This is a genomic window from Mesorhizobium sp. KR2-14, assembly GCF_040049255.1.
GTDB lineage: Bacteria > Pseudomonadota > Alphaproteobacteria > Rhizobiales > Rhizobiaceae > Pseudaminobacter.
In genome coordinates this window covers 896,846-920,474 of the sequence record NZ_JBDZDR010000001.1, presented here as the reverse complement: position 1 = coordinate 920,474, position 23,629 = coordinate 896,846, and the positions used below count along the sequence as shown (strand labels likewise).

At 63.4% G+C, this 23,629-nt stretch carries 28 protein-coding genes; 7 read left to right on the top strand and 21 right to left on the bottom strand.

Going from position 1 to position 23,629, the window contains the following annotated elements; genetic code table 11:
• Nucleotides 1-75: 75 nt before the first annotated feature.
• The 11 genes from pth to ABLE86_RS04295 form a co-directional block, all read right to left on the bottom strand.
• Complete coding sequence (pth, locus tag ABLE86_RS04345) at nt 76-804, bottom strand: aminoacyl-tRNA hydrolase (protein ID WP_348777665.1); 729 nt, start codon at nt 802-804, stop codon at nt 76-78.
• A 26-nt stretch (nt 805-830) separates the two neighbouring features.
• A complete protein-coding gene (locus ABLE86_RS04340) occupies nt 831-1,460 on the bottom strand; it encodes a 50S ribosomal protein L25/general stress protein Ctc (RefSeq protein WP_348777664.1) in 630 nt (209 codons plus the stop codon).
• Between the two features lie 186 nt (nt 1,461-1,646).
• Complete coding sequence (locus ABLE86_RS04335) at nt 1,647-3,431, bottom strand: DEAD/DEAH box helicase (RefSeq protein ID WP_348777663.1); 1,785 nt, start codon at nt 3,429-3,431, stop codon at nt 1,647-1,649.
• 216 nt (nt 3,432-3,647) lie between these two features.
• Nucleotides 3,648-4,583 (bottom strand): ribose-phosphate pyrophosphokinase, encoded by a 936-nt coding sequence (locus tag ABLE86_RS04330; RefSeq protein WP_348777662.1) that lies wholly within the window; start codon nt 4,581-4,583, stop codon nt 3,648-3,650.
• 113 nt (nt 4,584-4,696) lie between these two features.
• A complete protein-coding gene (locus ABLE86_RS04325) occupies nt 4,697-5,203 on the bottom strand; it encodes a hypothetical protein (protein WP_348777661.1) in 507 nt (168 codons plus the stop codon).
• Between the two features lie 46 nt (nt 5,204-5,249).
• Nucleotides 5,250-6,401 carry a Xaa-Pro peptidase family protein gene (locus ABLE86_RS04320; RefSeq protein ID WP_348777660.1) on the bottom strand — a complete coding sequence of 384 codons (1,152 nt, stop codon included), beginning with the start codon at nt 6,399-6,401 and terminating at the stop codon, nt 5,250-5,252.
• Nucleotides 6,401-7,195 (bottom strand): peptidoglycan editing factor PgeF, encoded by a 795-nt coding sequence (pgeF, locus tag ABLE86_RS04315; protein WP_348777659.1) that lies wholly within the window; start codon nt 7,193-7,195, stop codon nt 6,401-6,403. Before pgeF ends, ABLE86_RS04320 begins: the two co-directional genes overlap by 1 nt.
• A 107-nt stretch (nt 7,196-7,302) precedes the next feature.
• Nucleotides 7,303-8,391 carry a class I SAM-dependent methyltransferase gene (locus ABLE86_RS04310; RefSeq protein ID WP_348777658.1) on the bottom strand — a complete coding sequence of 363 codons (1,089 nt, stop codon included), beginning with the start codon at nt 8,389-8,391 and terminating at the stop codon, nt 7,303-7,305.
• Nucleotides 8,388-9,242 carry a prolipoprotein diacylglyceryl transferase gene (gene lgt, locus ABLE86_RS04305; protein ID WP_348777657.1) on the bottom strand — a complete coding sequence of 285 codons (855 nt, stop codon included), beginning with the start codon at nt 9,240-9,242 and terminating at the stop codon, nt 8,388-8,390. Before lgt ends, ABLE86_RS04310 begins: the two co-directional genes overlap by 4 nt.
• A 111-nt stretch (nt 9,243-9,353) precedes the next feature.
• The gene (locus ABLE86_RS04300; protein WP_348777656.1) at nt 9,354-9,614 is read right to left on the bottom strand and encodes a type II toxin-antitoxin system RelE/ParE family toxin; all 261 of its coding nucleotides are present in this window, start codon (nt 9,612-9,614) and stop codon (nt 9,354-9,356) included.
• Between the two features lie 32 nt (nt 9,615-9,646).
• Nucleotides 9,647-9,910, bottom strand: a complete 264-nt coding sequence (locus ABLE86_RS04295) for a type II toxin-antitoxin system ParD family antitoxin (RefSeq protein WP_348777655.1) — start codon at nt 9,908-9,910, stop codon at nt 9,647-9,649.
• Nucleotides 9,911-10,061: 151 nt separating this feature from the next.
• Between ABLE86_RS04295 and ABLE86_RS04290 the strand changes: the two genes are divergently transcribed.
• The 4 genes from ABLE86_RS04290 (at nt 10,062) to ABLE86_RS04275 (ending at nt 12,916) form a co-directional block, all read left to right on the top strand.
• Nucleotides 10,062-10,385: an accessory factor UbiK family protein gene (locus ABLE86_RS04290; RefSeq protein ID WP_348777751.1), complete on the top strand. Its 324-nt coding sequence runs from the start codon at nt 10,062-10,064 to the stop codon at nt 10,383-10,385.
• A 326-nt stretch (nt 10,386-10,711) separates the two neighbouring features.
• A complete protein-coding gene (locus ABLE86_RS04285; RefSeq protein WP_348777654.1) occupies nt 10,712-11,212 on the top strand; it encodes a YbjN domain-containing protein in 501 nt (166 codons plus the stop codon).
• Between the two features lie 10 nt (nt 11,213-11,222).
• Nucleotides 11,223-11,582: a tRNA-binding protein gene (locus ABLE86_RS04280; RefSeq protein WP_348777653.1), complete on the top strand. Its 360-nt coding sequence runs from the start codon at nt 11,223-11,225 to the stop codon at nt 11,580-11,582.
• 155 nt (nt 11,583-11,737) lie between these two features.
• Entirely contained in the window at nt 11,738-12,916 is a 1,179-nt protein-coding gene (locus ABLE86_RS04275) for a TMEM43 family protein (protein ID WP_348777652.1), read from the top strand.
• A gap of 30 nt (nt 12,917-12,946) precedes the next feature.
• On the opposite strand, the gene ABLE86_RS04270 is transcribed toward ABLE86_RS04275, so the two are convergent.
• The 3 genes from ABLE86_RS04270 to ABLE86_RS04260 all read right to left on the bottom strand — a co-directional run bounded on the left by ABLE86_RS04270 (nt 12,947) and on the right by ABLE86_RS04260 (nt 15,872).
• Nucleotides 12,947-14,359: an ATP-binding protein gene (locus tag ABLE86_RS04270; RefSeq protein ID WP_348777651.1), complete on the bottom strand. Its 1,413-nt coding sequence runs from the start codon at nt 14,357-14,359 to the stop codon at nt 12,947-12,949.
• Nucleotides 14,360-14,632: 273 nt separating this feature from the next.
• On the bottom strand, nt 14,633-15,352 hold the full coding sequence (locus ABLE86_RS04265; protein ID WP_348777650.1) for a response regulator transcription factor: 720 nt from the start codon (nt 15,350-15,352) through the stop codon (nt 14,633-14,635).
• Nucleotides 15,339-15,872, bottom strand: a complete 534-nt coding sequence (locus ABLE86_RS04260; RefSeq protein WP_348777649.1) for a MarR family transcriptional regulator — start codon at nt 15,870-15,872, stop codon at nt 15,339-15,341. Before ABLE86_RS04260 ends, ABLE86_RS04265 begins: the two co-directional genes overlap by 14 nt.
• Nucleotides 15,873-16,135: 263 nt before the next feature.
• Between ABLE86_RS04260 and ABLE86_RS04255 the strand changes: the two genes are divergently transcribed.
• The 3 genes from ABLE86_RS04255 (at nt 16,136) to ABLE86_RS04245 (ending at nt 18,286) form a co-directional block, all read left to right on the top strand.
• The gene (locus tag ABLE86_RS04255) at nt 16,136-17,029 is read left to right on the top strand and encodes a branched-chain amino acid aminotransferase (RefSeq protein ID WP_348777648.1); all 894 of its coding nucleotides are present in this window, start codon (nt 16,136-16,138) and stop codon (nt 17,027-17,029) included.
• 153 nt (nt 17,030-17,182) lie between these two features.
• Complete coding sequence (locus tag ABLE86_RS04250) at nt 17,183-17,470, top strand: hypothetical protein (protein WP_348777647.1); 288 nt, start codon at nt 17,183-17,185, stop codon at nt 17,468-17,470.
• Between the two features lie 174 nt (nt 17,471-17,644).
• Nucleotides 17,645-18,286, top strand: coding sequence for an MBL fold metallo-hydrolase (locus ABLE86_RS04245; RefSeq protein ID WP_348777646.1), 642 nt, complete (start codon nt 17,645-17,647; stop codon nt 18,284-18,286).
• Between the two features lie 24 nt (nt 18,287-18,310).
• On the opposite strand, the gene pqqE is transcribed toward ABLE86_RS04245, so the two are convergent.
• From pqqE to ABLE86_RS04210, 7 genes are all read right to left on the bottom strand, one after another.
• On the bottom strand, nt 18,311-19,432 hold the full coding sequence (gene pqqE, locus ABLE86_RS04240; protein WP_348777645.1) for a pyrroloquinoline quinone biosynthesis protein PqqE: 1,122 nt from the start codon (nt 19,430-19,432) through the stop codon (nt 18,311-18,313).
• On the bottom strand, nt 19,429-19,725 hold the full coding sequence (gene pqqD, locus ABLE86_RS04235; protein WP_348777644.1) for a pyrroloquinoline quinone biosynthesis peptide chaperone PqqD: 297 nt from the start codon (nt 19,723-19,725) through the stop codon (nt 19,429-19,431). The genes pqqE and pqqD overlap by 4 nt, the downstream gene beginning before the upstream one ends.
• The gene (gene pqqC, locus ABLE86_RS04230; RefSeq protein WP_348777643.1) at nt 19,725-20,480 is read right to left on the bottom strand and encodes a pyrroloquinoline-quinone synthase PqqC; all 756 of its coding nucleotides are present in this window, start codon (nt 20,478-20,480) and stop codon (nt 19,725-19,727) included. Before pqqC ends, pqqD begins: the two co-directional genes overlap by 1 nt.
• Nucleotides 20,477-21,415, bottom strand: coding sequence for a pyrroloquinoline quinone biosynthesis protein PqqB (gene pqqB / locus ABLE86_RS04225; RefSeq protein ID WP_348777642.1), 939 nt, complete (start codon nt 21,413-21,415; stop codon nt 20,477-20,479). Before pqqB ends, pqqC begins: the two co-directional genes overlap by 4 nt.
• Before the next feature lie 120 nt (nt 21,416-21,535).
• Complete coding sequence (locus tag ABLE86_RS04220; RefSeq protein ID WP_348777641.1) at nt 21,536-21,631, bottom strand: pyrroloquinoline quinone precursor peptide PqqA; 96 nt, start codon at nt 21,629-21,631, stop codon at nt 21,536-21,538.
• Nucleotides 21,632-22,106: 475 nt separating this feature from the next.
• Nucleotides 22,107-22,964, bottom strand: a complete 858-nt coding sequence (locus ABLE86_RS04215; RefSeq protein WP_348777640.1) for a substrate-binding domain-containing protein — start codon at nt 22,962-22,964, stop codon at nt 22,107-22,109.
• A gap of 8 nt (nt 22,965-22,972) precedes the next feature.
• A complete protein-coding gene (locus ABLE86_RS04210; protein ID WP_348777639.1) occupies nt 22,973-23,497 on the bottom strand; it encodes a c-type cytochrome, methanol metabolism-related in 525 nt (174 codons plus the stop codon).
• Between the last annotated feature and the right edge of the window lie 132 nt (nt 23,498-23,629).

Sequence of the window (23,629 nt, the reverse complement as noted above, 5' to 3'; positions counted from 1 at the left end):
TGTCCTCTAAAAAGGATAGGCTTGACCACGGGGACTTGCAAGGAAGGGGCACGTGTCCCGCGTGCGCCCAAAGGCTCATTCCTTGTGGAACAGCTTCTTCAGCATGGCGGCCATCGGGCCGGCTTCGGGTGCCTTCACCGCCGGCGCCTGCTGGCGCGCCTGGCGGATGTGGCTCTGGGCCTTGGCGGGCTTCTGCTTCGGGGGAGGGGTGTCGTCCTCGCCTGTCGGCTGCAGCTTGTCGCGCAGCGCCAGCGTTACGCGGTTCATGAAGCCGCTGTCGTCGCCCTTGGCGACCAGGTCGGAACTATCCGCGATGGCCTCCAGCAGCGCTTCCAGCCACTCTTTGTCGGCCTTGGCGAAATCGCCCAGCACGTGGCCGTGCACCATTTCCTTGACGCCGGGGTGGCCGATGCCGATGCGCACGCGGCGATATTCCTTGCCGCAATGCTGGTCGATGGAGCGGATGCCGTTGTGGCCGCCAGCGCCGCCGCCGGTCTTCACCCGCACCTTCCCGGCGGCAAGATCGAGCTCGTCGTAGAAGACGGTGAGGTCGGCAGGGGACAGCTTGTAGAAGCGCATGGCCTCGCCGACCGACTGGCCGGAAAGGTTCATGAAGGTCTGTGGCTTCAGAAGGATGACTTTTTCGCCGCCGATCTTGCCTTCGGCGACCTGGCCCTGGAATTTTTTCGTCCAGGGCGAAAAATCATGGCGGCGGGCAATGGCCTCCGCCGCCATGAAGCCGACATTGTGCCGGTTGTTGGCATACTGCGCGCCCGGATTGCCGAGACCTGCAAAAAGCAGCATCGCTGCGACCCTCCAGGCGCCGAGGATTATTCCTCGGTCGCGGCTTCGGCTTCGCCTTCGGCCGCAGCAGCACCTTCCTCGCTCTTGAGGCCGGCAGGAGCTGCAACGGTGGCGATGGTGAAGTCGCGGTCGGCGATGACCGGCTTGGTGTTCTTCGGCAGCTTCACGGCCGAGATGTGGATGGAGTCGTTGATCTCAAGACCGGTGAGGTCGATCTCGATGAACTCCGGAATCGCATCGGCCGCGCAGTGGAGCTCCACCTCGTGACGCACGATGTTGAGCACGCCGCCGCGCTTGATGCCGGGCGCCTTCTCTTCGTTGATGAAGCGCACGGGCACGTTGACGTTGACCTCGGTGTGCTTGCTGACGCGCAGGAAGTCCACGTGCATCGGGAAGTCACGCACCGGATCGAGCTGGTAGTCCTTGGGCAGGACCTTGATCTTCTGGCCGTCGACGTCGATCGTGGTCACGGTGGTCATGAAGCCGCCGCCGTGAATCTTGTAGAAGATTTCCTTGTAGGGCACGGTGATGGCCAGCGGGGGCTGCTTATCACCGTAGATAACTGCAGGTATCTTGCCGTTGCGGCGAAGTTCTCGGGCGGACCCCTTACCGACCCGTTCGCGTGCCTCGGCCTTGAGCTCGTAAGTATCGCTCATGGCATTTCCTTTCTTGTTGATTGGAGCGCCTGAGAGGGCGAAACCCAACCTCAAGCGTTGAAAGCGACCGTTGGCCGCCCCCATCCGCGTTGCCTCCAAGGGTGTCTACGCGGGTGGCGGCTCTATAGCGGAAGGTGCCCGCAAGCGCAAGGTTTTGACGCCGGAATGCGGGCCCGCATCGCGCCTTCAGTCCGATGTTTTCTTGGAAAACTTCTTCTTGGGCTTCTTGTGCGCCGGCCCGCCGTCAGGCTTGCCGGGCTTGGCCTTCGGCTTGGGCTTGAACTTGCCCTTCTTTTCGCTGTTCCAGGCAGGCGCCGCAGCCTCGCGGGCCGGCTTTTCGCGGGGCGGCGCCTTGCCTTCCATGCGCTGGATGGTGACGCCCTTTTCGCCAGTGCCGGTTTCCTTCACCGCCGCCCAGAAGGCGTCGGCCCTGTCGCCGGCGATTTCGAAATTGCTGTCGGTGTCGTTGATCTTGATCGAGCCGACCGCGCGCTTGGTGATGTGACCGGCTTTGCAGATCAGCGGAAGAAGCCAGCGCGGCTCGGCGCGGTGCTTGCGGCCGACCGTGACGCGGAACCAGACGCCGTTGTCGAAGTCGCTGCGGTCGCGGGGAGCTTCGTCACGGGCCTCGCGGCGCGGTGCGCGTTCGGCAAATACCGGCGCTTCCATCAGATCTTCAGGCGCTGGGCGGGCGGCAAGCTGCAGCCTGAGATAGGCGGCGGCGATGTTTTCGGCGCTGTGCGCCTCCATCAACTCGCGCACGAAGGCGATCTCGTCCTCGCTCGGTGCAAGGCTCAGCGCCTGATCGTCGAGGATGCGCTGGCGGTTATGATGCTCGATGTCGCTCGCGGTCGGGGCAGGCACGATGGTGGCGGTGAGCTTTGCCAGCTTCAGCACGCGATTGGCGGCGCCGCGCCGGTGCAGCGGCACGATCAGCGCGCAGATGCCCTTGCGGCCGGCGCGGCCGGTGCGGCCGCTGCGGTGCAGCAGCGTGTCGGGATTGGTCGGCAGGTCGGCATGGATGACGAGGCCGAGATTTGGCAGGTCGATGCCGCGCGCGGCGACGTCGGTCGCCACGCACACGCGGGCGCGGCCGTCGCGCATGGCCTGCAGTGCGTTGGTGCGCTCGGCCTGGCTGAGCTCGCCCGATAGAGACACGACCTGGAAGCCGCGGTTGGAAAGGCGGCTCGTCAGATGCTTCACTGCCTCGCGCGTGTGGCAGAAGATGATCGTATTCTGCTGGTCGTGGAACAGCAGCGTGTTGATGATGGCGTTTTCGCGGTCGGCCGGCGCGACGAAGATCTGCTGGTAGTCGATGTCGCTGTGCTGGTCGCTCTCGCCCTGGGCGGTGATGCGGTGGGCGTCGCGCTGGAAGCGTTTTGCGAGTTGCGCGATCTGGTTGGGAACAGTAGCCGAAAACAGAAGCGTGCGGCGCTCGGCCGGTGCGGCGGCGAGGATGAATTCCAGATCGTCGCGGAAGCCGAGGTCAAGCATCTCGTCGGCCTCGTCGAGCACGACGGCGCGCAGCTCCGAAATGTCGAGCGAACCGCGGGTGATGTGATCGCGCAGGCGGCCGGGCGTGCCGACTACTATGTGGGCGCCATCGGCCAAGGCACGACGCTCGCTGCGCATGTCCATGCCGCCGACGCAAGAGCCGATGCGGGCGCCGGTTTCACGGTAGAGCCACTCGAGCTCGCGGCGCACCTGCATGGCGAGCTCGCGCGTGGGCGCCACGATCAGCGCCAGCGGCAGGCCGGGGGCGCCGAGGCGTTCGCGGCCTTCAAGCAGGGTGGGGGCGATGGCAATGCCGAAGGCGACCGTCTTGCCCGAGCCGGTCTGCGCCGAGACCAGAAGGTCGGCGTCGCGCGCCTCCGGTTCCAGCATGGCGCGCTGCACGGGCGTCAGCGTCTCGTAGCCACGCGATGTGAGCGCGGCCGCCAGCGCAGGCGCCATCATGTCGAAATCGGTCATCAAACAGGCTTTCTCGGTCGGCGCGGCGGCGGCTGTTTCTCGTCAGCGGCAGGCAGCGCGGTTCATTTTGTTTAGGGGCTTTCCTAAAGCTTTGCCGTGAAAGCGGCAAGCTGTGGGCGGCTCGTTGCGGCAAAAACCGGCATGGCCCGACCCTGCGGAAAGCAAAAAGCGCCGCGTAGCCGAAGGGCTCGCGGCGCTGCAGTCCATTGTGGCGGGTCAGTCGAACAGGCTGGAGACGGACTCTTCCGAAGCCGTGCGCGAGATCGCCTCGCCGATGAGGTCACCGATGGAGATGGTGCGGATGTTGTGCGCGGCCTCCACCGCTGAAGTAGGCTGGATGGAATCGGTGATGACCAGTTCCTGCAGCTTCGAGCCGGTGATGCGCGCAGCAGCGCCGCCCGAAAGCACGCCATGGGTGATGTAGGCGGTGACGCTGGTGGCGCCGTTGGCCAATAGCGCGTCGGCGGCGTTGCACAGCGTGCCGCCGGAATCGACGATGTCGTCGATCAGCAGGCAGTCCTTGCCGCGCACGTCGCCGATGACGTTCATGACCTCGGATTCACCGGGGCGCTCGCGTCGCTTGTCGACGATGGCAAGCTGGGCATCGAGGCGCTTGGCCAGCGCGCGGGCGCGCACCACGCCGCCCACGTCCGGCGAGACGACCATGACGTTGTTGAGCTGCTTGTACTTGGCCTTCACGTCGCGGGCCATGACCGGCACGGCGAACAGGTTGTCGGTGGGAATGTCGAAGAAGCCCTGGATCTGCCCGGCATGCAGGTCGAGCGTCAGCACGCGATTGGCGCCGGCATGGGCGATCATGTTGGCAACCAGCTTGGCCGAGATCGGGGTGCGGCCCGATGCGCGACGATCCTGGCGTGCGTAGCCGAAATAGGGGATGACCGCCGTGATGCGCCGCGCAGACGAACGCATGAAGGCATCGATCATGATGAGAAGTTCCATCAGGTGATCGTTGGTCGGGAAGGAGGTGGACTGGAGGATGAAGACGTCCTCGCCGCGCACATTTTCCTGGATCTCGACGAAGATCTCCTGGTCCGCGAAGCGGCGGACGCTGGCTTTGCCGAGCGGGATATTGAGATAGCGGGCGACAGCTTCTGCCAGCACCCGGTTGGAATTGCCTGCGAAGAGTTTCATGCACCGTTCCTGGTGAAGGATTTCGGGAGGAGGAATTTAGCGGGCTTTTAGCGGGCTGTGCCGCTATTGCAAGCCGAGTCGCGGATTTTTGGCTAATATATCGCGGGCGGAGCCTAACCGGTGTGGCCCGCCAGCCACGAGGAAAGCTGGTCGATGGTCGAATCCGCTATGGTCTGCATGGCAGCCGGCGGAACCGTACTCCACCCGTCGCCGCCGGAAATCTGGACCTTCTGCTGACCATTGATGCGGTGCAGGCGCGTGCCTTCGGGATCGTAGACATCCCAGACATAGACCACCACGGTTTCCTTGCCTTCGGTCAGCGCCGAGAAATAGCCCTTCAGCACATGGGTGGCCGTGGCGTCGGCGGAGCCGGCCAGGCGAATGCCGCGCTCTCGGGCTCGAACGGCGAGCCTTTCGGTAAGCGGTGTGGCTGCTTCCACGCTGGCGCCTACGATGGGCGCGATCTGGATTCGTGCATTGGTGGAAATCGCACCCGTGGTCGCGCCCGACTGCTGGGCGGCGATGGCCGACGGCTCGAGAACGTCCTGCGTGCTGGTGCAGGCCGAAAGGGCGGCGGCGACGAAAAGCAGTGCCGTGATCCGGCCCGGCAATTGCTTCATCGTTTCAATTCTCCGCATCTGAAGGCTTCGCCGCATTGTGGCGGTTTCACTTCACGATCAAGTCGAGATCATGGCGAGAAAGCGGCCGCGGCTGCGTCTCGGTGGTGAGATAGGTGCGGCCAAGCGTCATTGCGGTCTCGGTTTCTGAGTCCATGATGATCATGTGGGCAAACAGCGTCATGTCTGGGGCGATGGGCTCGGGGTTGCCCTGGTAGAACATCGGCATGTCCATCCAGGACGGGGCAAAGCGCGCGCCGAGCGAATAGCCGCACGCGTTGAGACGATGCTTGGTCAGGCCATGCGCTTCCATGGTGCGTGCATGGGCCTCGAAGACATCGCCGAAGGTGTTGCCGGGCGTCATCGCCTTTTCCACGGCCAGCAGCGCGTCGCGGGCGGCGTCGAACAGTTCCTGATGCCGGCGCGAGACCTTGCCGGTTAGCACGGTGCGCATCATCGCGGCATGGTAATGATTATAGACGCCGGCCCATTCAAGCGTGAGCTGGTCGTTCTTGTTGAGCTTGCGGCGGCCGGCCTTGTAGCGGCACAGCAGCGCATCGGCGCCCGAGCCGATGATGAATTCGTTGGCCGGGTAGTCGCCGCCGCCCTCGAAGATGGCGCCCTGCATGGCGGCAAGGATGGCGCCTTCGTCGCCGCCTTGCTTGACGAGCGGCAGTGCCGCGTCGAGCGCGTCGTCGGCCAGTGCTGCGGCTTTCTCGACCTTCTGGATCTCCGCCGGGCTCTTGAACAGGCGCAGGCGCGAGACGATGCCCGAGGCATCGGCGATCTGGCCGAAGGTCTGCAGCAGATCGTCCAGGCGGCGGCCATTATAGGCGGTGAGGCCATGGGTGTCGTATTCCACGCCGATGCGCGCGCCCAACAGGTCGAGATCGTTGAGCAGGTTGCGCAGGTCCAGCGCCGGGTTGGCGCCCTCGCGGTCGGTCCACAAAACGATGTTCTCGATGATCGAGGTGGCGCGGGCCTGGCGCAGGTCGGCCGAGCGGGTGAGCAGCACCATGGAGCCGTCGGCCTTCACGACCAGGCACTGGAAGAAGCAGAAGCCGAAGGTGTCGTAGCCGGTCAGCCAGTACATGCTCTCCTGCGCGAACAGCAGGATCGCATCCAGCTTCTTTTCCGCCATCTCGATAATCAGTCGGTCACGACGTGCGTCATATTCGGTGCGTTCGAAATGCAGCGCCATCAAATGTCCTCCAGAGCAATTGCTGAGATCTGCCGGCCGTAGTCCGCTTCCTTGCGGTGCGTCGAACGGCGGTAGGAATAGAAAACGTCTTCCTCCTCATAGGTGCAGCGGTTGAGGCATTCGGCGGCAACGCCGCATCTGCGCAACCGATCCACCGTGTAACTGTTGAGATCGAACATGGCGTGCCCGGCATTTTGCGAGGGCGCGAAATAGCGCTGGTTGTCCGCATCGGCGGCGAGGAAGCGTTCGACGAATTCCGGGCCGACCTCGTAGTTGGCGGGGCCGATGGAGGGGCCGAGCACGGCCACGATGCGTTCGCGCTGGGCGCCAAGCGCCTCCATGGCGGTGACGGTGTTTTCGAGCACGCCGCCGAAGGCGCCTTTCCAGCCGGCATGGGCAGCGCCGATGACGCGGGCTTCTGCATCGGCGAACAGAACCGGGCCGCAATCGGCGGTCGAGGCGGCGATGGCGATGCCGGGACGGTCGGTGACGAGGGCGTCGCCCTTGGGTCGCGGCCCGTTGAAGGGCTCGCGCGCCACGATCACGTCGGCAGAGTGGATCTGGTGGGCGGTGAGCAGCGAATCGACATCGACGCCCATCCACTGGGCAACTCGCCGGCGATTTTCGCGCACCCGCACCGGGTCGTCATCGGAGCCCGCGCCGATGTTGAGCCCGCGATAGATGCCTTCGGATACTCCACCAAGGCGCGTGAAGTAGCCGTGCCGGATGCCGCGGGCTTCAGCTTCGGCCAGGCGGGCAGAGCGGATTGGATTCGGCGTCGATCGATCTGACATGGCCCGCCTTGTTCTTCGCGAAGGCGGTTGCGTCAAGGCTGAAAATTTAGCTTCAGCCGCCGCCCTCGGTCGCGAGGATGGGACAGTGGGGCAGCCGAATGGCCAAGTCAATGCGCCTGTTCGAAGGGCGGGACGGCAACTCCCGGCGGCGTGACGGCCAGAACCTTGAACAGATTTCCCATGGCATCCGGGCCGGCCAGGCGCTCAACTTCGCTGTGGATTCTTTCGCGGCCGGCGGTGTCCGCATTGGCGCCCAGCAGACCGGCGCGCTCCAGCAGCCCCATGCCGAGCAGGAAATCGCCCTGGGTGGCGAGATGCGCGTCGAGGCCGTGGCCGCGCGCAGCCTGCGCGAGCGCCTGGAAATCGACATGAGTGGTGAGGTCGGCCAGGCCGGGATTTTCCAGCACGTCCTCGTAGCGGTGCTTTCTCAAGGCCTGCAGCGTGTCGCCGACGCCGGGGACCAGGTAGCCGTAGTCGATGAACAGGCCGGCGCCGCCATGGGAGGCAATGCGCCCGGCGATGGTTTCCATGAGTGCGCTGCGTGCCGGCGCGAGTTCGACGATTGCGCCTTCCGCGGCGCCGGCGGCGTCGGGCGGCAGGAAGGCCGGATCGAGCGAGCCGACCCCGGCGACGAACTGGAGGTTGCCGGCATCGTCGAGAGCAACGGCGCGCTCGCGCCAGGCATTGCCCGCGCGCACGAACTGGCGCACCGGGATGGCGTCAAACAGTTCGTTGCCGACGATGAGCAGGGGAAGCGGTGCCAGCGCCTCGATGTTTCGGACCCACTCAACCCGCGCAGGCGCGCCGGCCAGCGTGTTCCGCTGCACCTCGGTGAGCCGGGGGCTGGTCTCGACCATGACAACGCTAGCCTGCGCCAGAAATCCGGGGTCGAGCTTCGCCAGTGTGCGCAGCATGTCCTTCATCAGCGTGCCGCGGCCGGGGCCGATCTCGGCCAGGATGAAGGGGGACGGGCGGCCGACCGCTTCCCACGCCGCGCGCAGCCAGACGGCGACAAGTTCGCCGAACATCTGGCTGATCTCGGGAGCGGTGGTGAAATCCCCGGCGATGCCGAAAGGCTCGCGGGTGGTGTAGTAGCCTTGCTGCGGGTCGAACAGGCAAAGCGCCATGTACTCGGCGACCGAGATCGGCCCGCCGGTGGCGATCTGAGCTGCTATGCGTTGCTTGAGCGTGCTCATGCCGTGCTGGGTGCCGTGTTGACAGGCTTGGCCCTGAGCATCGCCCAGATGCCGATGAGAACCATGGGTACTGACAGCACCATGCCCATGGTGAGCCAGCCGCCGAACAGATAGCCAATCTGCTGGTCAGGCTCGCGGAAGAACTCCACGAAGATGCGCGAGGCGCCGTAGCCGGCCACGAAGGCGCCAGAGACGAAGCCGGGCGATTTCAGCTTGAGGAAGCTGTGCGTGAGGATGCGCAGCACGAGGAAAAGCACCAGCCCCTCGAGCGCCGCCTCGTAGAGCTGGCTGGGATGGCGGGTGAATGGGCCGCCGGTGGGAAACTCGATGGCCCATGGCACGTCTGTCGGTCGGCCCCAGAGTTCGGAGTTGATGAAATTGGTGAGGCGCACGAGGCCGAGCGCAACCGGCACGCCGGCGGCGATGACGTCGAACATCGTCCAGACGGAGATGCCGCGCGACCGCGCGAACAGGATGATCGCCAGCACCGTGCCGAGAAAGCCGCCGTGGAACGACATGCCGCCCTGCCAGACGGCAAAGATGTCGAGCGGGTGCTCCATGTAGCGAGCCAGATCGTAGAACAGAACATAACCGATGCGACCGCCGAGCACCACGCCGGCCGCCGCCCAGACGATGAAGTCGTCGAGATCCTCCGGCTTCATCGGCAGCCTGCCGTCGGGCCAAAGCCGCGGGTTGGTGACCAGCCGCTTGCCATACCACCAGGCAAAGAGGATGCCGACGATGTAGGCAACGCCATACCAGTGGATGGCCAGCGGCCCGATCTGGACGATGACCGGATCGATGTTCGGAAACGGCAGGGCGGCCAGCGGCAAGGCGAGATAGGTGCTCAAGTGAAACTCCCGTTCGGGAAGGGCGGTTCAGGCGCGGACCATGCGGCAGGCTTTTGGCAGGGTCAAGGCAAGCGTGAGGTGAGCCAGACCGACTCAAGCGCAAATGGTTCACTATTCGGGGAAGAGAAGCCGTTCGTAGTCCATTGCGCCGTGAAGGATGTGAATGATCTGCACCGCGTCGTCCTCGACACGGTAGAAGATCAGATAGTTGCCGTGAACCCGTCGGCGGATGCCTGTTGCTTCGTGATCGGGCAAGAGAGGGTAGGCAAACGGCATGTCGCCGAGTTGCTTGCAGCGATCATAGAGTTCGTCAACGAATGACTCTGCGCGCGATGCATTGTGCTCCTTGATGGCAAGGCCGATGTTGAGCATGTCAGCTTATGCGGTTTCCGTAAGGACGACCCTCATTCGGAAGCGTCGCCTTTCGGAAGATTGAGCCGGGCACGCAAGCGCTCAAAAGCTTCGTCTATGGGGATGACCCGCCCCGCTTCGGCATCGGCAATGCCTCGCGCGATGGCCGCGTCGAGGGCGGCGAGCTTCATCTCGCGCTCCTGGATGAGGCGCACGCCTTCGCGCAGCACCTCGCTCTCGGAGTTGTAGCGGCCGCTTTTCACCAGCTGGTTGACGAATTCCTCAAGCGGCTCGCCAAGATCGGCACTGATGGCCATGGCTGGCTCCCTTTGTTGGTAAAGGCAATTTAATAACTGTTATCGTCTGCGGCAAGCGATGGAAGCCGGTGCCATCTGTGCTTCCTGGCCAATAGTCTTGCATTCCCTACGCTGCGGCACTACGTCGAAATTGCAACAACGAGGTGCTGCCATGTCAAACGGTCCAAACCGCATTCTGGATGAATTTGCAAAGCTTGTGACCGACGCCGCGGGCGCGGCGCAAGGGGTGCGCCGAGAGATGGAGACCGCCTTCAAGAGCCAGGCCGAACGCGTGCTGAACAGCATGGACGTGGTGCAGCGCGAGGAGTTCGAAGCCCTGCGCGAGATGACCCTGAAGGTGCGCGCCGAGAACGAAAGGCTTGCCGCCCGCGTTGCGGAACTTGAGGCGAGATTCCCGGCCCTTGCCGAGCAGGCGTCGGAAACTTCTTCGGAAAGCGTTGCAAAACGCGCCGGAAAGACTTCATCCAAGAAATAATTCGTTAACCTTATCCACAACGCGCTGCTTGGAAAAAGCGCTTTCGGCTGAATCATTTATCCGGCTTCCATAAGTTTTTGATTCAGCCGCTTTCCACACCCTTGTGGCGTGTCCGGCAAAAAGGGGCTGGTAACGCGACTCTGCATCAATACACTGAATTTGTTGCATGATTCGAAGCCGTCTCATGCGCCGGGCGGTGGGGGTCCGGTTCAAGTGTTCCTGTGTTGATCTATCCTGCCGACTGATTTCTAGAAAATAGCATGTGTTCGCGTGTGCCCGTCCCGCGGAGCCATCAGTTGTGCTCCGAGAACGTCAGGAAGCATTTTATGGAACTTGTCGAACTGGAATTCGCACGCGATATCCACCCGGTGGATGTGATCGAGCAGGTCGCGAACAACAACGAATGGTCGTTCGAGCGCACCGGTGACGACGAGATCGCCATCTCGGTGACCGGCACGTGGACCGACTACCACGTCTCCTTCTCGTGGATGGAGGATTTCGAGGCGCTGCATCTGGCCTGCGCCTTCGACATCAAGGTGCCCGAAACCCGGGCCGTCGAGATCATGCGGCTCTTGTCGCTTATCAACGAGCAGTTGCTGTTCGGCCATTTCGACCTGTGGGAGCAGGAAGGCGCGATCATGTTCCGCCAGTCGCTGCTGCTTGCGGGCGGCGTCGAGCCCACCAGCCAGCAGGTCGAGGTGCTGCTTTCCTCGGCGCTCGAGGCCTGCGAATGCTATTTCCAGGCGTTCCAGTTCGTGGTCTGGTCGGGCACTTCCGCCAGGGACGCGCTGGCGGGCGTTCTGTTCGAGACCCGCGGAAACGCCTGAGCGGATTGCGATGATTGCGCACGGCGAAAAAAAGCCCGAGATCACCTTTGCGGATTTCGACCGGGTGGACATCCGCGCCGGCACCATCGTCGAGGCCGAGCCGTTTCCGGAGGCCCGCAAGCCGGCGTTCAAGCTGAAAATCGATTTCGGCCCGGAAATTGGCGTTAAGAAGTCCTCTGCCCAGATCACCGAGCACTATTCGCTCGAGACGCTGGTGGGGCGCCAGGTATTCGCGGTTGTGAATTTCCCGCCGCGCCAGATCGGCAAGTTCATGTCCGAGGTTCTGACGCTCGGTTTTCCGGATGAGCAGGGCGACGTCGTCCTTGGCGCCATCGAGCGGCCCGTGGCGAACGGCAGCCGCCTTTTCTGAGCAGAATGAGGCGGCTTCGATACGCCGCCATTGCTGCATTCACACTTCCTAAAAAGCCTTGAGTCTACCGAATTGCCGCCGGGTCGAAGTACAGGCGGCAGTGGCAGGTAATCGAGGCGGGCATTTGCCTGCCTCTTGCTGTTTGGGGGAAGCAGGTGAGCGACAGCATTGTAAAGACGACCTCGGTTTCATGGTTCGAGCGCATCAAGCAGTCGGTGCTGGGTGCGCTGATAGGTTTCATTCTGGTTCTGGGCGCGGTGGTGCTGCTGTTCTGGAACGAGGGGCGCACGGTCACCACCGCACGCTCGCTGGCCGAAGGCGCCAGCGCCGTGGTGGCGGTTCCGAGCCAGGAGATAAATCCCGCCAATGAGGGCAGGCTTGTCCATATCTCCGGCACGGTGACGACCGACGAAATTTTGGCCGACGAGGAGTTCGGCATCGAGGTCGAGGGCATCCGGCTGGTGCGGACGGTGGAGATGTACCAGTGGCACGAGAGCACCAGCGAGGAGACCAAGAAAACGCTGGGGGGCGGCGAGGAAACTGTCACCACCTACAGCTATTCGAAGGCATGGTCGGACGAGCCGATCGATTCCTCGCGATTCGAACAGCCGGCGGGGCACGACAACCCTTCGATGGAACTCGAGTCAGACGTGTTCCAGGTCTCCGAGGCCCGGATCAACGCCTTTGCCCTGGATGACACGGTTCTGGACGAGATCGGCGACGGCCGGGCGCTGAAGCTGTCTTCGGACCAGCAGCGCGCGATCGAGGCGGCCTGGTCGGGTTATGAAAAGGTGACGTTTGCCGACGGGGCCGTCTATCTGGGCGACAACCCGAAGAAACCGGCCGTGGGCGACTACCGCGTCCGCTACGAACTGGTTCCGCTCGGTCCTGTCAGCGTCGTCGGCAAGCAAACCGGCAATTCTTTCCAAGCTTACCAGACCAGGGCAGGGGACAGGCTTTTGCTGGTGGAGAGTGGGTCCGTGCCGGCGGACACCATGTTCGCCAATGCCGCCAGCGAGAACACGTTGCTGAGCTGGATCATCCGTGCGGCCGGGCTGGTCGTGCTGATGATCGGCTTCGCGATGATGATGCAGCCGCTCGGTGTGATTGCCGATGTCATTCCGCTGCTTGGCGACGTGGTGCGGCTGGGAACGGGGCTTGCGGCCTTCCTGTTCACCATAATCGTCGGCACCGCGACGATCGCCATTGCGTGGTTCTACTATCGTCCGTTGCTCGCGCTGGGCGTCCTGGTGGTGGGCGGCGCGATAACGGTTGCTCTTGTGCGCTTCTTCAAGGCGCGCAAGAAACCGGCGGCCGCGTCCGTCGTCGCGTAGGAAGACCTTGCGGGGCGCAGGGTGCCGGACTTACGCCGGCACCCTGATGATGACGCGCAGGCCGCCCAGCGGGCTGCCGTCCAGCAGGATGTCGCCGCCATGGCTGCGGGCGATGTCGCGGGCGATCGAAAGGCCGAGCCCGGTGCCGGTGGCGTCGAGGTTGCGGGCTTCGTCCAGTCGAACGAACGGTTTGAAAACCTCTTCGCGCTGCTCGGGCGGGATGCCGGGGCCGTTGTCGTCGACCACTATGGTCAGCGAGCCACGCGTGTGAGTAGCGTTGACGCGCACCTGGCTGGCATAGCGGAAGGCGTTGCCGACCACATTGGAAAGCAGGCGCGTGAAGGCGTTGGCTCGCACGAGCACGACGCTCTCGCCGGTCAGCGAAGTCGAAAGCTCTCGCTCGCGCAGCTTGGCTTCCTCGCTGAGCTTGGCGAAATAGACTTCGAGGTCGAAACGGCCCGGGGCCTCGGAAGCCTCGCCGCGGGCGAATTCCAGATAGCCCTCCAGCATCGACTGCATGTCGTCGATGTCCTGGTTCAGCGCCTTCAGGTCGGGCTTCTTGCCGGAAAGCGCCAGCTGCAGCTTGAAGCGAGTGAGGATGGTGCGCAGATCGTGGCTGACGCCCGTCAGCATCGCCGTGCGCTGCTCGATCTGGCGTTCGATGCGCTCGCGCATCTGGATGAAGGCGAAACCGGCGCGCCGCACCTCGTCGGCGCCACGCGGGCGGAAGTCGCGCGGCATCGGCCGGCCCTTGCCGAAGCTTTCGGCCGCCTCGGCAAGCTGCAGGATCGGCTTGATCTGGTTCCTGAGGAAGGGAATCGCGATCATCAGCAGCACCAGCGACGTGCCCACCATCCAGATCAGGAAAATATGGGTGTTGGACGCATAGGCCTGGCTACGGCGCACGAACACCCTCAGCACCTTGTCCTTGAGCTGTACGCGCACCTCCACGATGTTGGAATTGCCCACCGTGTCGATCCAGAAGGGACGGTTGATCTGCTTGGTGATCTCCGACGACAGGATCTGGTCGAGGATGGAGAAGAACGGCTTCGGACCCGGCGGCGGCAGCGGGTCGGGCGGCAGCAGGTCGATCTTCAGCGCCAGCCGGTCCTGGGCGATGCGAATGACGTTGGCATAGTCGTCGTCATGCGGAAAAGTCTCGATCATGTCGATGATGGCCGCGATGTCGCGGGTGACCGCCTGCGACAGGCGCAGCGTCACCGTCTGCCAGTGGCGCTCCATGAAGACGAAGGCCACCACCGACTGCAGCAGGATCATCGGCGTGATGATGATGATGAGGGAGCGAGGGTACAGGCGCTTGGGCAGATAGAGCGACACCAGGCGCCAGAACCTGTGCCAGTGCCTGCGCATGGAAACCGCCGCGCGGTGGGTGCGGGCGCGGTAGCTGTCGTTTTCCGGATCGTTCAATTCCGATGTCGCCATCTGCTCTTCCGTCGCCTGCCCTGGCGCGGGCGCGTTTCGGTGGAATGCTCCATGCGGTATACGCTGAACGGACGACCTACAAGCAAAACAGCCGCCTTGGGGAGCCGGGGAGGGTTCGTTGCCCTTCTTTTCGATCGCGCCGCCGCGCGACACGCTTCATGCTGCGCCCGCGAAGGGTTCTATATAGTCCGCAAGCCTGTTGCTCCAAGCGGCAAATGGAGCATTTTGTCCGCGGTGGCCGGGGCGAGGCCCCGCCGCGCCAAGCCGCCTGCGCTATTCGACGCTCAGGCGATAGCCGATGCCGCGCACTGTCTGGAGCCAGACCGGGTTGGAGGGGTCGCGCTCGATCTTGCGCCGCAGGCGGTTGATCTGCACGTCGATGGTGCGCTCGCCCACTTCGGACTCCTCGCCCACCAGTTCGTGGCGCGGAATGGTCTCGCCGGCGCGCTCGGCGAAAATCGCCAAAATCTCCTGCTCGCGGTCGGTGAGCTTCAGAAGCTCGCCGCCCTTCTTCAGTTCGCGCCGCGCGATCTGGAAGGTGTAGGGCCCGAAGACGATCTGCTCGAGCTTCGGCGTGGTCTGCGGCCCGCCCCGGCGCAAGATGTTGTTGATGCGCAGGATAAGTTCGCGCGGGTCGAACGGCTTGGGCAGATAGTCGTCGGCGCCGGCTTCCAGCCCGGTTATGCGGCTGTCGGTTTCGGAAAGCGCCGTCAGCATGAGGATAGGAACTTCCTTTTCCTCGCGCAGCGCCTTGGTGAGCTCGACACCGGTTTCGCCCGGCATCATGACATCGAGGACAATCAGGTCGAAATCGAGCCCGGCGAGCTTGCGCCGCGCTTCCGCCGCATTTCCGGCAACGGTGATGCGGAAACCGTTTTCGGTGAGATACTGCTTCAGCAGGTTGCGAATGCGAGTATCGTCATCGACAACCAGAAGGTGCGGGGCGTCATCGTCCGGCACCGTCGGCGTTTCGGAAATCTCATTCGTCTCCATGGCCTTTTCCTGACGTATTTCCAGGCAGATTGTCAATCTGCGCTCTCAATTCGGGGTTGACCATCGCTTTAAGAAACCGCTCGATCCCCTCGCGCTCGGTCGCTGATGACTCGCCCAATGCCGCAAGGATGCGGCGTGACTGTGGCCGCGCCAGATCCAGCATCAGGGCGCGGCCCTTCTCAGTAGGATACAGTTCGCGCTGACGCCGGTCGCGCGGGCCCGGAACCTGCACGATATGCCCGGTGTCGATCAGCTGCTTCAGCACGCGGGCAAGGCTTTGCTTGGTGATCTTCAGCACGTCCAGCAGCTCGGCCACGGTCAGGCCGGGCATGCGGTTGACGAAGTGCAGAACGCGGTGATGGGCGCGGCCGAAGCCGTATTCCGCCAGCATCTGGTCGGGATCGGACGTGAAATCGCGATAGGCGAAGAAAAGCAGCTCGATGATGGCCAAATCTACGCCGTCCTCGTTGGTGAGGGCGGTTCTGATGGGGATGGCATTCGAGCCTTTACGATCCGTCATGGCAATTCCTGCAAGACACTCTCAAATTTATGTCAGCCTTGTTGACATATTTTAGGGCCGATGGTAATTTTTGCCAAGCTTTACGGCCGATTGCGAACGAAAAGGCAAGCCGCAGCCGCTTCAGGCGGAATTTCGTGCATTTGCCTATCCGGTCTTATCGGCCTACGCTTCAAACTACTAGCGGCCCATGGGGCAGGACCCCTGGCGGCTGACGAATTTCGAACAGTGAAACGGGTGCGGGCGAGGCCCGCCGGAGGTTTATTATGGCATCAGTTCCCTTTGATCAGCTTGACGGCTTCATCTGGATGGATGGTGAGTTCGTCAAATGGGCCGACGCCAAGATTCACGTACTTACGCACGGTCTGCACTATGCCAGCGCCGTGTTCGAAGGCGAGCGCGCTTATGGCGGCGAGATCTTCAAGCTGACCGAGCACACCGAGCGCCTGCATGAATCGGCCCGTGTACTGGGCTTCACCATACCTTATTCCGTGGCCGAGATCGACGAAGCCTGCCGCCAGCTGTTGAAGAAGCAGGGCTTCAAGGACGCCTATGTGCGCCCGATCGCCTGGCGCGGCAGCGACTCGCTCGGCGTCTCGGCCCAGCACAACCGCATCCATTGCGCGATCGCCATCTGGCAGTGGCCGAGCTATTTCGACCCGGCGCAGAAGCTGAAGGGCATCCGCCTCGACATGGCCGAATATCGCCGCCCCGACCCGCGCACCGCGCCCTCGCATGCCAAGGCCTCGGGCCTCTACATGATCTGCACGCTTTCCAAGCATGCCGCCGAGGCCAAGGGCTATGCCGACGCAATGATGCTCGACTGGCGCGGCCGCGTGGCCGAAGCCACCGGCGCCAACATCTTCTTCGTCAAGGACGGCAAGATCCACACGCCGGAAGCCGACTGCTTCCTCAATGGCATTACCCGCCGGACGGTGATCGGCCTGGCCCGCGCCCGCGGCTTCGAGGTGATCGAACGCGCCATCATGCCGGAAGAGCTGGAGGGCTTCGAGCAGTGCTTCCTGACCGGCACCGCCGCAGAAGTTACGCCCGTTTCGGAAATCGGGCCTTACAATTTCCAGGTCGGCGAAATCTGCAAGACCTTGATGGAAGACTACTCGGCAGCAGTCCAGCCGAAGCAGGCCATGGCGGCGGAATAAGAGTATATTCGCGCCAAATCGCGAGAAGTGAAGACGGGCGGCCTCAAGGTCGCCCGTTTTATTTTGGCGCAGCCTATTTGAATTTCCCCCGATTGAGCGTCTGATGAGCAGGTCGGGTCGAACGAGTCGGCCTTACTGTGGGAGGGAATGTCTATGGAAGCACTTCTTCCGATCATCATACAGTTGGTAACCGGCGCCATCGGCGGGCTTGGCGTTGGTGCTGGGCTGAAACAGGTAGCGATGAGTGCGGCAGTAAAGGTCATCTCCGGTGCCGTGGGCGGCGTGGTCGGCGGCCAGCTCGTCACCAAGGTGCTTTCCGATCCGAATATTGCAGGCGCGATGTCGGGCGCGCTTGGCGATGCGGTCGGCGGGCTTGTCGGCGGCGGCGTGCTGACGGCGATCGTAGGCATGGTGATGTCCACGATGAACAAGCGGGCCTGAGCAGCCGGAACAACACTCGTTTCAAGCAGGCGAAACGCGCTCCCGCTTTGGAGCTCTTCGATGGACGGCCCTGGTGCCGTCCATTTTTCGTTGGCGGCGGCTGATTGAAGCCCCGGCGGTGGACGCTGCGGCTGTTCGTGCCTAAATGAGCACCGCACAGACGAAAGGAATGCCATGGGCCAGCTCAACGCCGGGATCGTGCCTGTCACGCCCTTCCAGCAGAACTGCACGATACTGTTCGACGCCGACGACAAGTCCGGCGTGGTGGTGGACCCGGGCGGCGACGTCGACAGGATTCTCGCCGCGATCAAGGACAACGGCATCAATGTCACCGCGATCTGGCTGACGCATGGCCATATCGACCATGCCGGCGGGGCAATGGACCTGAAGGACGCTCTGGGCGTCGAAATTGTCGGGTCGCACGAGGCAGACCGCATGCTGCTGGACAATCTGGAGACGCAGGCGGTGCGTTTCGGGCTGACGGGTGCCGTGCGCAACTGCGTTCCGGACCGGTTCCTGACCGAAGGCGAGACGGTTTCCTTCGGGGAACATCAGTTCGAGGTGCTGCATTGCCCCGGCCATGCGCCCGGCCACGTCGTCTACTACAATCGCGCGGCGAAGTTCGCGCATGTCGGCGACGTCCTGTTCCACGGCTCCATCGGCCGCACCGACCTTCCGGGCGGCGACCATGACGCGCTGATCCGCTCGATCAAGGAAAAGCTGCTGCCGCTGGGCGACGACATCGGCTTCATCTGCGGGCATGGGCCCGGCGGCCGCTTTGGTGAGGAGCGCCGCGGCAATCCGTTCCTGGTCTGAACTGCGAAGCTCTTCTGGACCGTCTCACACCGGTTCGCGGACAGGGGCGATGCGCCGGTACACGAAGGTAGTATTGGCGCTGTCCGACCCCGCGGTCGCCAGCGCTTCCTCGACCAGCTGCGCCATTCTGGCATGAAGCGGCGACTTCACGCAGGCCGGGTCGGTTGCAGCGGCGTCGCCGGCGATCGCCATGGCCTGGCAGCGGCAACCGCCCCAGTCTATCTCGCGCCGCTCGCAGCTGCGGCAGGGCTGCTGCATCCAGTCGGTGCCGCGAAACGCGTTGAAAGCCGGTGAATCATTCCAGATCTCGCGCAAGGTACGGTCGCCGAAGCGTTCGAAGCTCAGCCAGGGAATGGTCTGCGCAGCGTGGCAGGGCAGCACCGTGCCGTCCGGCGCCACCATGAAGGCGTCGCGCGCCCAGCCGCCCATGCAGGGCTTCGGATAAATGGCGAAGTAGTCGGGCGTGACATAATCGATATTCATGATCCCGCGCAGTCGCTCGCGCGCCGCCTCGACGATCTCGGTCTGCCGGTCCACGGCCTCGCGGCTGGGCATCAGTGCGTTTCGGTTGAGAAGCGCCCAGCCGGAATATTGCACATTGGCGATCTCGAGCCGCTCCGCATCGAGCGAGAGGGCAAGCTCGATGAACTCGCCGACCTGATCAATGTTGTGCCGGTGGATGGGCGCATTGATGGTCAACGGCAGGCCGGCGGCGCGCACGAGCCTGGCCGTCTCCAGCTTCTTCTCATGCGCGCCGCGATAGTTGCTGATGCGCTGGGTGGTTTCGGGCCGGGCCCCCTGGATGCTGAGCTGCACGTGGTCCAGCCCCGCCTCAGCCAGCGCGCGGATGCGGCCTTCGGCAATGAGAACTCCGGCGGTGATGAGATTGGTGTAGACGCCGCGCGAGGCAAGCCGCGCGACCATCTCTTCAAGGTCAGGGCGCAAAGTCGGCTCGCCGCCGGAGAGGTGAACCTGCAGCACGCCCAGATCGGCGGCTTCGTCGAACAGGCGCAGCCAGGTCTGCGTGTCGAGTTCCCGGTTGGCCTTGAGGAGCTCGAGCGGGTTGGAGCAATAAGGACATTGCAACGGGCAGCGATGCGTCAATTCGGCGAGCATGCTGACGGGTGGAAAATACGTGGCATTCATGGCGTCACCAGAAGGTTGTCGGTCCACTCCTGCAGGAAGGCGATGACATCGGCCGCCAGTTCTTCCTCTTCAGCGTCATATTCGAGGGCCAGTGCCTCGATGATGGCGCCGACAGTGGTCTTCCCGTCGCATCGCCGCAAAATGTCGAGGCTGGCATCGTTGGGCCAGTATATCCGCTCCGGCGAGAGAAGGGCCCAAGCTTGCCGCACAGGATCAAACCTCAGATGCACGTGGTGCGGCAGTGATGGCATCGACTGGACCGATATAGTGTTTCGTTGGTGCATGGCCAGCATCAGACTGTCTCCGGCCTGAAGGCGCCAGGCGGGATATGGCCCGGCTCGACATAGGCGTGCATGAGCGCGTCGAGCATCGCCCACAGGACGTCGCATTTGAATACAAGGGCATCTATCGCCGCCTGCTGCCGCTCGGGCGTGTCGGCATGCTTCAGCACATAGGCCAGCGCGAAGTCGGAATCGCGCGACGCCTGCTCCGGCCTCTTGTCGAAGTAGGACAGGATGTCCTTCGTTACGTAGTCATAGCGCGCCAGCATCGCCGGCACGCGCTCGCCGATGATGACGGGCGAAAACAGCTCGGTGAGCGAAGAGGCCACCGCTTCCAGCAAGGTGCGGTTGGCGCAGAAGGTCAGATAGGCGCCAACGGCAAAGCGCGTGGCGGGCAGCGCCAGCCTTTCGCTCTTGACCGCCTCGGCGGGGAGGCCGAGCCCGGTGGCCAGCTTGAGCCAGCGCGCGATGCCGCCGCTCCAGCCATCTTCGCCGTCGTGATCCTCTATGCGCTTGCGCCATTCCGCGCGGAAGGCCGGGTCCTCGGCCCGCGCAAGGATGGCGGCGTCCTTGCGCGGGATTACGGCCTGGTAGCAGTAGCGGTTGAGCGCCCAGGCCTGCATCTGGGCCTTCGTCAGCAGGCCGGCGGTCATGAGGTGATGGAAAGGATGCAGGTTGTGATAGCGCTCCGCGCCGACTTGGCGCAGCACTGTCTCAAGCTCGCGGGCGCTTAGGCCGCCCCTGGCCACATTGCTGAAATCGTTCACAGGCGGATCTCCATGCCGTCGCAGCCGATTTCCCACCCGGCGGCGCGGACCAGCTCATGCTCGACCGAGCTTTCGTCCAGCACCGGGTTGGTGTTGTTGATATGGACAAATATGCGTCGCCCGATCGGGACGCCGGCGAGCTGGCTGATCGAGCCGTCCTCGCCGGACATGGCGAGATGCCCCATGCGGCTGCCGGTCTTCGGGCCGACGCCGGCGACCAGCATCTCGTCATCGGTGTAGAGCGTGCCGTCGAAAAGCAGGCATGTTGCCCCGGCAAGCCTCGTGCGCAGCTCGGGGTCGATCCGCGCGCAGCCTGGAATGTAGAACAGAGAGCCGGAATTGTTGCTTGCGGCGAGGCGCACGGCGACGGTGTCGCCTGCTTCAGAACCGTAGTTATCTTCGGGGCGGCTCGGATCCTCCAGGTAAAGCGCGACCTTGCCCGGCACTGAAAAGGCCTGGACATGCAGGCCGGTCTCCCGCCCTTCAGCGTCCCTGATCTCGAATTCCTCGCCTTCCTGAAGTTCGCGGCGGGGGACGAGGGCCGGATCGAGCACGTTGAAGACGGGATTGTCGCGAAGAGCGGCCAATACCCGCTCGGTGGCATATATGGCGAAGGGCTGGCGCTCGCGCATGCTGAGAAGCCCGGCTATGTGATCGACATCGCCATTCGTGAGCACGACGGCGCTGATCGGGGTCGAGCGCGGGCCGTTCCCCACCTGGGGCTGGAGTTCAGGCGTGTCGGCGATCTGCTGTCGGATGTCGGGCGATGCGTTGAACAGAACCCAACGCTTGCCATCGGCCGAGGCTGCCAGGCTGGACTGGGTGCGGGGCCTGACGCCCACGACCCCCGCCCGCGCGGCGCGGCTGAGGTAATGGTTGCAGTTCCACTGCGGAAATCCTCCGCCCGCTGCCGATCCGACGATCTTCACGCGCATCGCAAAAATCCCGTTTTTGAGGGGCTGTGGCCAGACGATACCGGAGGTGTTGCAGCTGAGGGCCGGGCCGGACTGAACTTGGCGCGTGCCCACCGGCTGGCGGGCACGCGCCCTCGCTGCTTACTTCTTCGGAGTGATCTCAGCCGGCAGATAGCGAGAGATTTCCATCCCTGCCGCTACCTGGCACATGCTCGGCTTTGTCCAACTCTTCTTCATGATCTTCTCCTTTTCATCGACCCTTTCAAGGAGGGCCGTCTCCTTCCCTTGGCCAATGCCGTGGCACCGTAGTGCATTGGCCGTGTCCATCGTGGAAATGGACAAATGAACGAGGTGGTCATGAAATGATAATCAAAACAACGATTTACGCGTCTATCGGCCAATCGCGCCGGTGCAATGGCGCCGTGCGCCTGTTACAGGCCGTCCGACGCCGAGGCACAAAAGCAAACCGTCATATCCGCTTAAATATAGTGCACTCGCCGCGTTTTTCAGCATTCGCAACCTTATAATTGCGGAAATAATTCGCTGCGCGGGGATCCTGGGGCGTTCTCCAGAGCGCTTGCCATCTCCGTGGCCTTCTGCGCGCGACGGAAACACGGTTGATGCGTGAATGCCGACGCGGCCCGAAACAATCATTTTCTCTCGTCGCCTCCCTGTTGTTGCCAGCCGAGAGGGGCCTGGCCTTTCCTGAAAATCATTGCGTGATCAAATTGTCGCGTTCATCGAGCAGGGGAACCTGGTACTCGAGCAAGAGCTTGTTGATCTCGCCCTGGTTCTCCTGGATGAAGCGGTTGAGCGAGCGTTTCCACTCCTGGTCGGACGGGCGCACGCCCATGGTGATGCGATAGGTCATGCGCGATCCGTTCTTTTCCTTGACCAGGGGGACCACGACGAGATCGGCGTTGGCCTTGTGGGCGAAGTAGCCGGCCATGGGGCCCCAGAGGATCGCGACGTCGATCGTTCCGGCCACGAGGTCCTGGATCATGGTTTCGCCGACGGGCGGCGTCGAGCGCGAGTCCACCACCAGCGGGTAGGCCTTGGCAGCATCCATCAGCTTGGCGGTGGCCATGTTGGTGGAAGGCGGCGTGCCGCCGACGACGCCGATCTTCTTGCCGGCGAGCCTCGGGTCCTCGATCGTTTCGACGCCCTCAAGCCCGCTGCCCTTCTTGAACACGAGCGAGTAGGTAGAGCGATAATAGGGGTTGGTGTTCTGCACCAGCACGTCGCCCTGGGCATAGCCGATGATGACGTCGCAGCGATTGGCCCGCAACGTGTTGCGCACGAAGCCCGTGGCCATGGGATACCAGGTGTAGCGGACCGACTTGCGTCCCAGCTTCGGCGCCATCATTTCGGCGAGCTTGTTTTCGAAGCCTTCGCCGGACTGGTTCGAGAAGGGCATGTTGGAAGGATCGGCGCAGACGCGCAGTACCTCCGGATCGACCAGTTCGCCGGCCGCGCCGAGGCCTGCGCCCTGCGCAAGCGCCGCCGCGGGCAAGCTGCATGCGAGCATCAGAGCCGCGGTGATCTTTGGGAGCCCCAGATTACTGCCCATGACCATGCTCACCCACCCATGCACGAGTCTTCGTGTTCGGTTGCGCTCTTGGGCTTGGGAGCCTTCTTTTCGGGGCGGCCACGCGGCAGGTCGCCCACTGCGCGCGCGCGAAGATAGATGTAGAGGTCGTCTATGTAGCAATAGACGTTCTTGTTGTCGCCAAAGGCCGGCATGACGCTTTCCTGGCCGCCGCTGACGTTCCTGCGCCCCTCGGCGACCGTCGCGATGAAGGTGCCGTAGTCCATCGTCTTCAGTGAATCGGCCAGCGCCGGCGCGTAGGACGAACCGACGCCATCAGGCCCATGACAGACGTGGCAATCGGAATGATAGCGGCGATAGCCGCTGAAAGTGTACCAGTCGACGGTGCCGTCGGGCTGAATCTTGAAGGTCGGGTTTCCATCCGCGTCGAAATATTTTCCGTCTTCCTCGGACACCGCTGCTGCCTTTTTTGCATCGTCTGCCAGCGCCGGGCGGAGGCAGGCCAAAGGCAGAACGGACAATGTCAGGATCGAAAGGGCGATGCGAGCAAACATTCAGAACCTCGTGTCGTGGCGCGCTGCGACGCAGGATGCTTCGATTTCAATGCATGATGGAGAAGAGACATGGAGAGCCCGGAGCCAAACGTTCCGGGCTCTCATTTCCGCATCCTGCTTGGGCAAGATGCT

What these genes read in the sequence shown, in the direction of transcription:
- pth (WP_348777665.1), bottom strand. Translation starts at nt 804, where the DNA reads ATGCTGCTTTTTGCAGGTCTCGGCAATCCGGGCGCGCAGTATGCCAAC.
- ABLE86_RS04340 (WP_348777664.1), bottom strand. Translation starts at nt 1,460, where the DNA reads ATGAGCGATACTTACGAGCTCAAGGCCGAGGCACGCGAACGGGTCGGT.
- ABLE86_RS04335 (WP_348777663.1), bottom strand. Translation starts at nt 3,431, where the DNA reads ATGACCGATTTCGACATGATGGCGCCTGCGCTGGCGGCCGCGCTCACA.
- ABLE86_RS04330 (WP_348777662.1), bottom strand. Translation starts at nt 4,583, where the DNA reads ATGAAACTCTTCGCAGGCAATTCCAACCGGGTGCTGGCAGAAGCTGTC.
- ABLE86_RS04325 (WP_348777661.1), bottom strand. Translation starts at nt 5,203, where the DNA reads ATGAAGCAATTGCCGGGCCGGATCACGGCACTGCTTTTCGTCGCCGCC.
- ABLE86_RS04320 (WP_348777660.1), bottom strand. Translation starts at nt 6,401, where the DNA reads ATGGCGCTGCATTTCGAACGCACCGAATATGACGCACGTCGTGACCGA.
- pgeF (WP_348777659.1), bottom strand. Translation starts at nt 7,195, where the DNA reads ATGTCAGATCGATCGACGCCGAATCCAATCCGCTCTGCCCGCCTGGCC.
- ABLE86_RS04310 (WP_348777658.1), bottom strand. Translation starts at nt 8,391, where the DNA reads ATGAGCACGCTCAAGCAACGCATAGCAGCTCAGATCGCCACCGGCGGG.
- ABLE86_RS04300 (WP_348777656.1), bottom strand. Translation starts at nt 9,614, where the DNA reads ATGCTCAACATCGGCCTTGCCATCAAGGAGCACAATGCATCGCGCGCA.
- ABLE86_RS04295 (WP_348777655.1), bottom strand. Translation starts at nt 9,910, where the DNA reads ATGGCCATCAGTGCCGATCTTGGCGAGCCGCTTGAGGAATTCGTCAAC.
- ABLE86_RS04290 (WP_348777751.1), top strand. Translation starts at nt 10,062, where the DNA reads ATGTCAAACGGTCCAAACCGCATTCTGGATGAATTTGCAAAGCTTGTG.
- ABLE86_RS04285 (WP_348777654.1), top strand. Translation starts at nt 10,712, where the DNA reads ATGGAACTTGTCGAACTGGAATTCGCACGCGATATCCACCCGGTGGAT.
- ABLE86_RS04280 (WP_348777653.1), top strand. Translation starts at nt 11,223, where the DNA reads ATGATTGCGCACGGCGAAAAAAAGCCCGAGATCACCTTTGCGGATTTC.
- ABLE86_RS04270 (WP_348777651.1), bottom strand. Translation starts at nt 14,359, where the DNA reads ATGGCGACATCGGAATTGAACGATCCGGAAAACGACAGCTACCGCGCC.
- ABLE86_RS04265 (WP_348777650.1), bottom strand. Translation starts at nt 15,352, where the DNA reads ATGGAGACGAATGAGATTTCCGAAACGCCGACGGTGCCGGACGATGAC.
- ABLE86_RS04260 (WP_348777649.1), bottom strand. Translation starts at nt 15,872, where the DNA reads ATGACGGATCGTAAAGGCTCGAATGCCATCCCCATCAGAACCGCCCTC.
- ABLE86_RS04255 (WP_348777648.1), top strand. Translation starts at nt 16,136, where the DNA reads ATGGCATCAGTTCCCTTTGATCAGCTTGACGGCTTCATCTGGATGGAT.
- ABLE86_RS04250 (WP_348777647.1), top strand. Translation starts at nt 17,183, where the DNA reads ATGGAAGCACTTCTTCCGATCATCATACAGTTGGTAACCGGCGCCATC.
- ABLE86_RS04245 (WP_348777646.1), top strand. Translation starts at nt 17,645, where the DNA reads ATGGGCCAGCTCAACGCCGGGATCGTGCCTGTCACGCCCTTCCAGCAG.
- pqqE (WP_348777645.1), bottom strand. Translation starts at nt 19,432, where the DNA reads ATGAATGCCACGTATTTTCCACCCGTCAGCATGCTCGCCGAATTGACG.
- pqqD (WP_348777644.1), bottom strand. Translation starts at nt 19,725, where the DNA reads ATGCTGGCCATGCACCAACGAAACACTATATCGGTCCAGTCGATGCCA.
- pqqB (WP_348777642.1), bottom strand. Translation starts at nt 21,415, where the DNA reads ATGCGCGTGAAGATCGTCGGATCGGCAGCGGGCGGAGGATTTCCGCAG.
- ABLE86_RS04220 (WP_348777641.1), bottom strand. Translation starts at nt 21,631, where the DNA reads ATGAAGAAGAGTTGGACAAAGCCGAGCATGTGCCAGGTAGCGGCAGGG.
- ABLE86_RS04215 (WP_348777640.1), bottom strand. Translation starts at nt 22,964, where the DNA reads ATGGGCAGTAATCTGGGGCTCCCAAAGATCACCGCGGCTCTGATGCTC.
- ABLE86_RS04210 (WP_348777639.1), bottom strand. Translation starts at nt 23,497, where the DNA reads ATGTTTGCTCGCATCGCCCTTTCGATCCTGACATTGTCCGTTCTGCCT.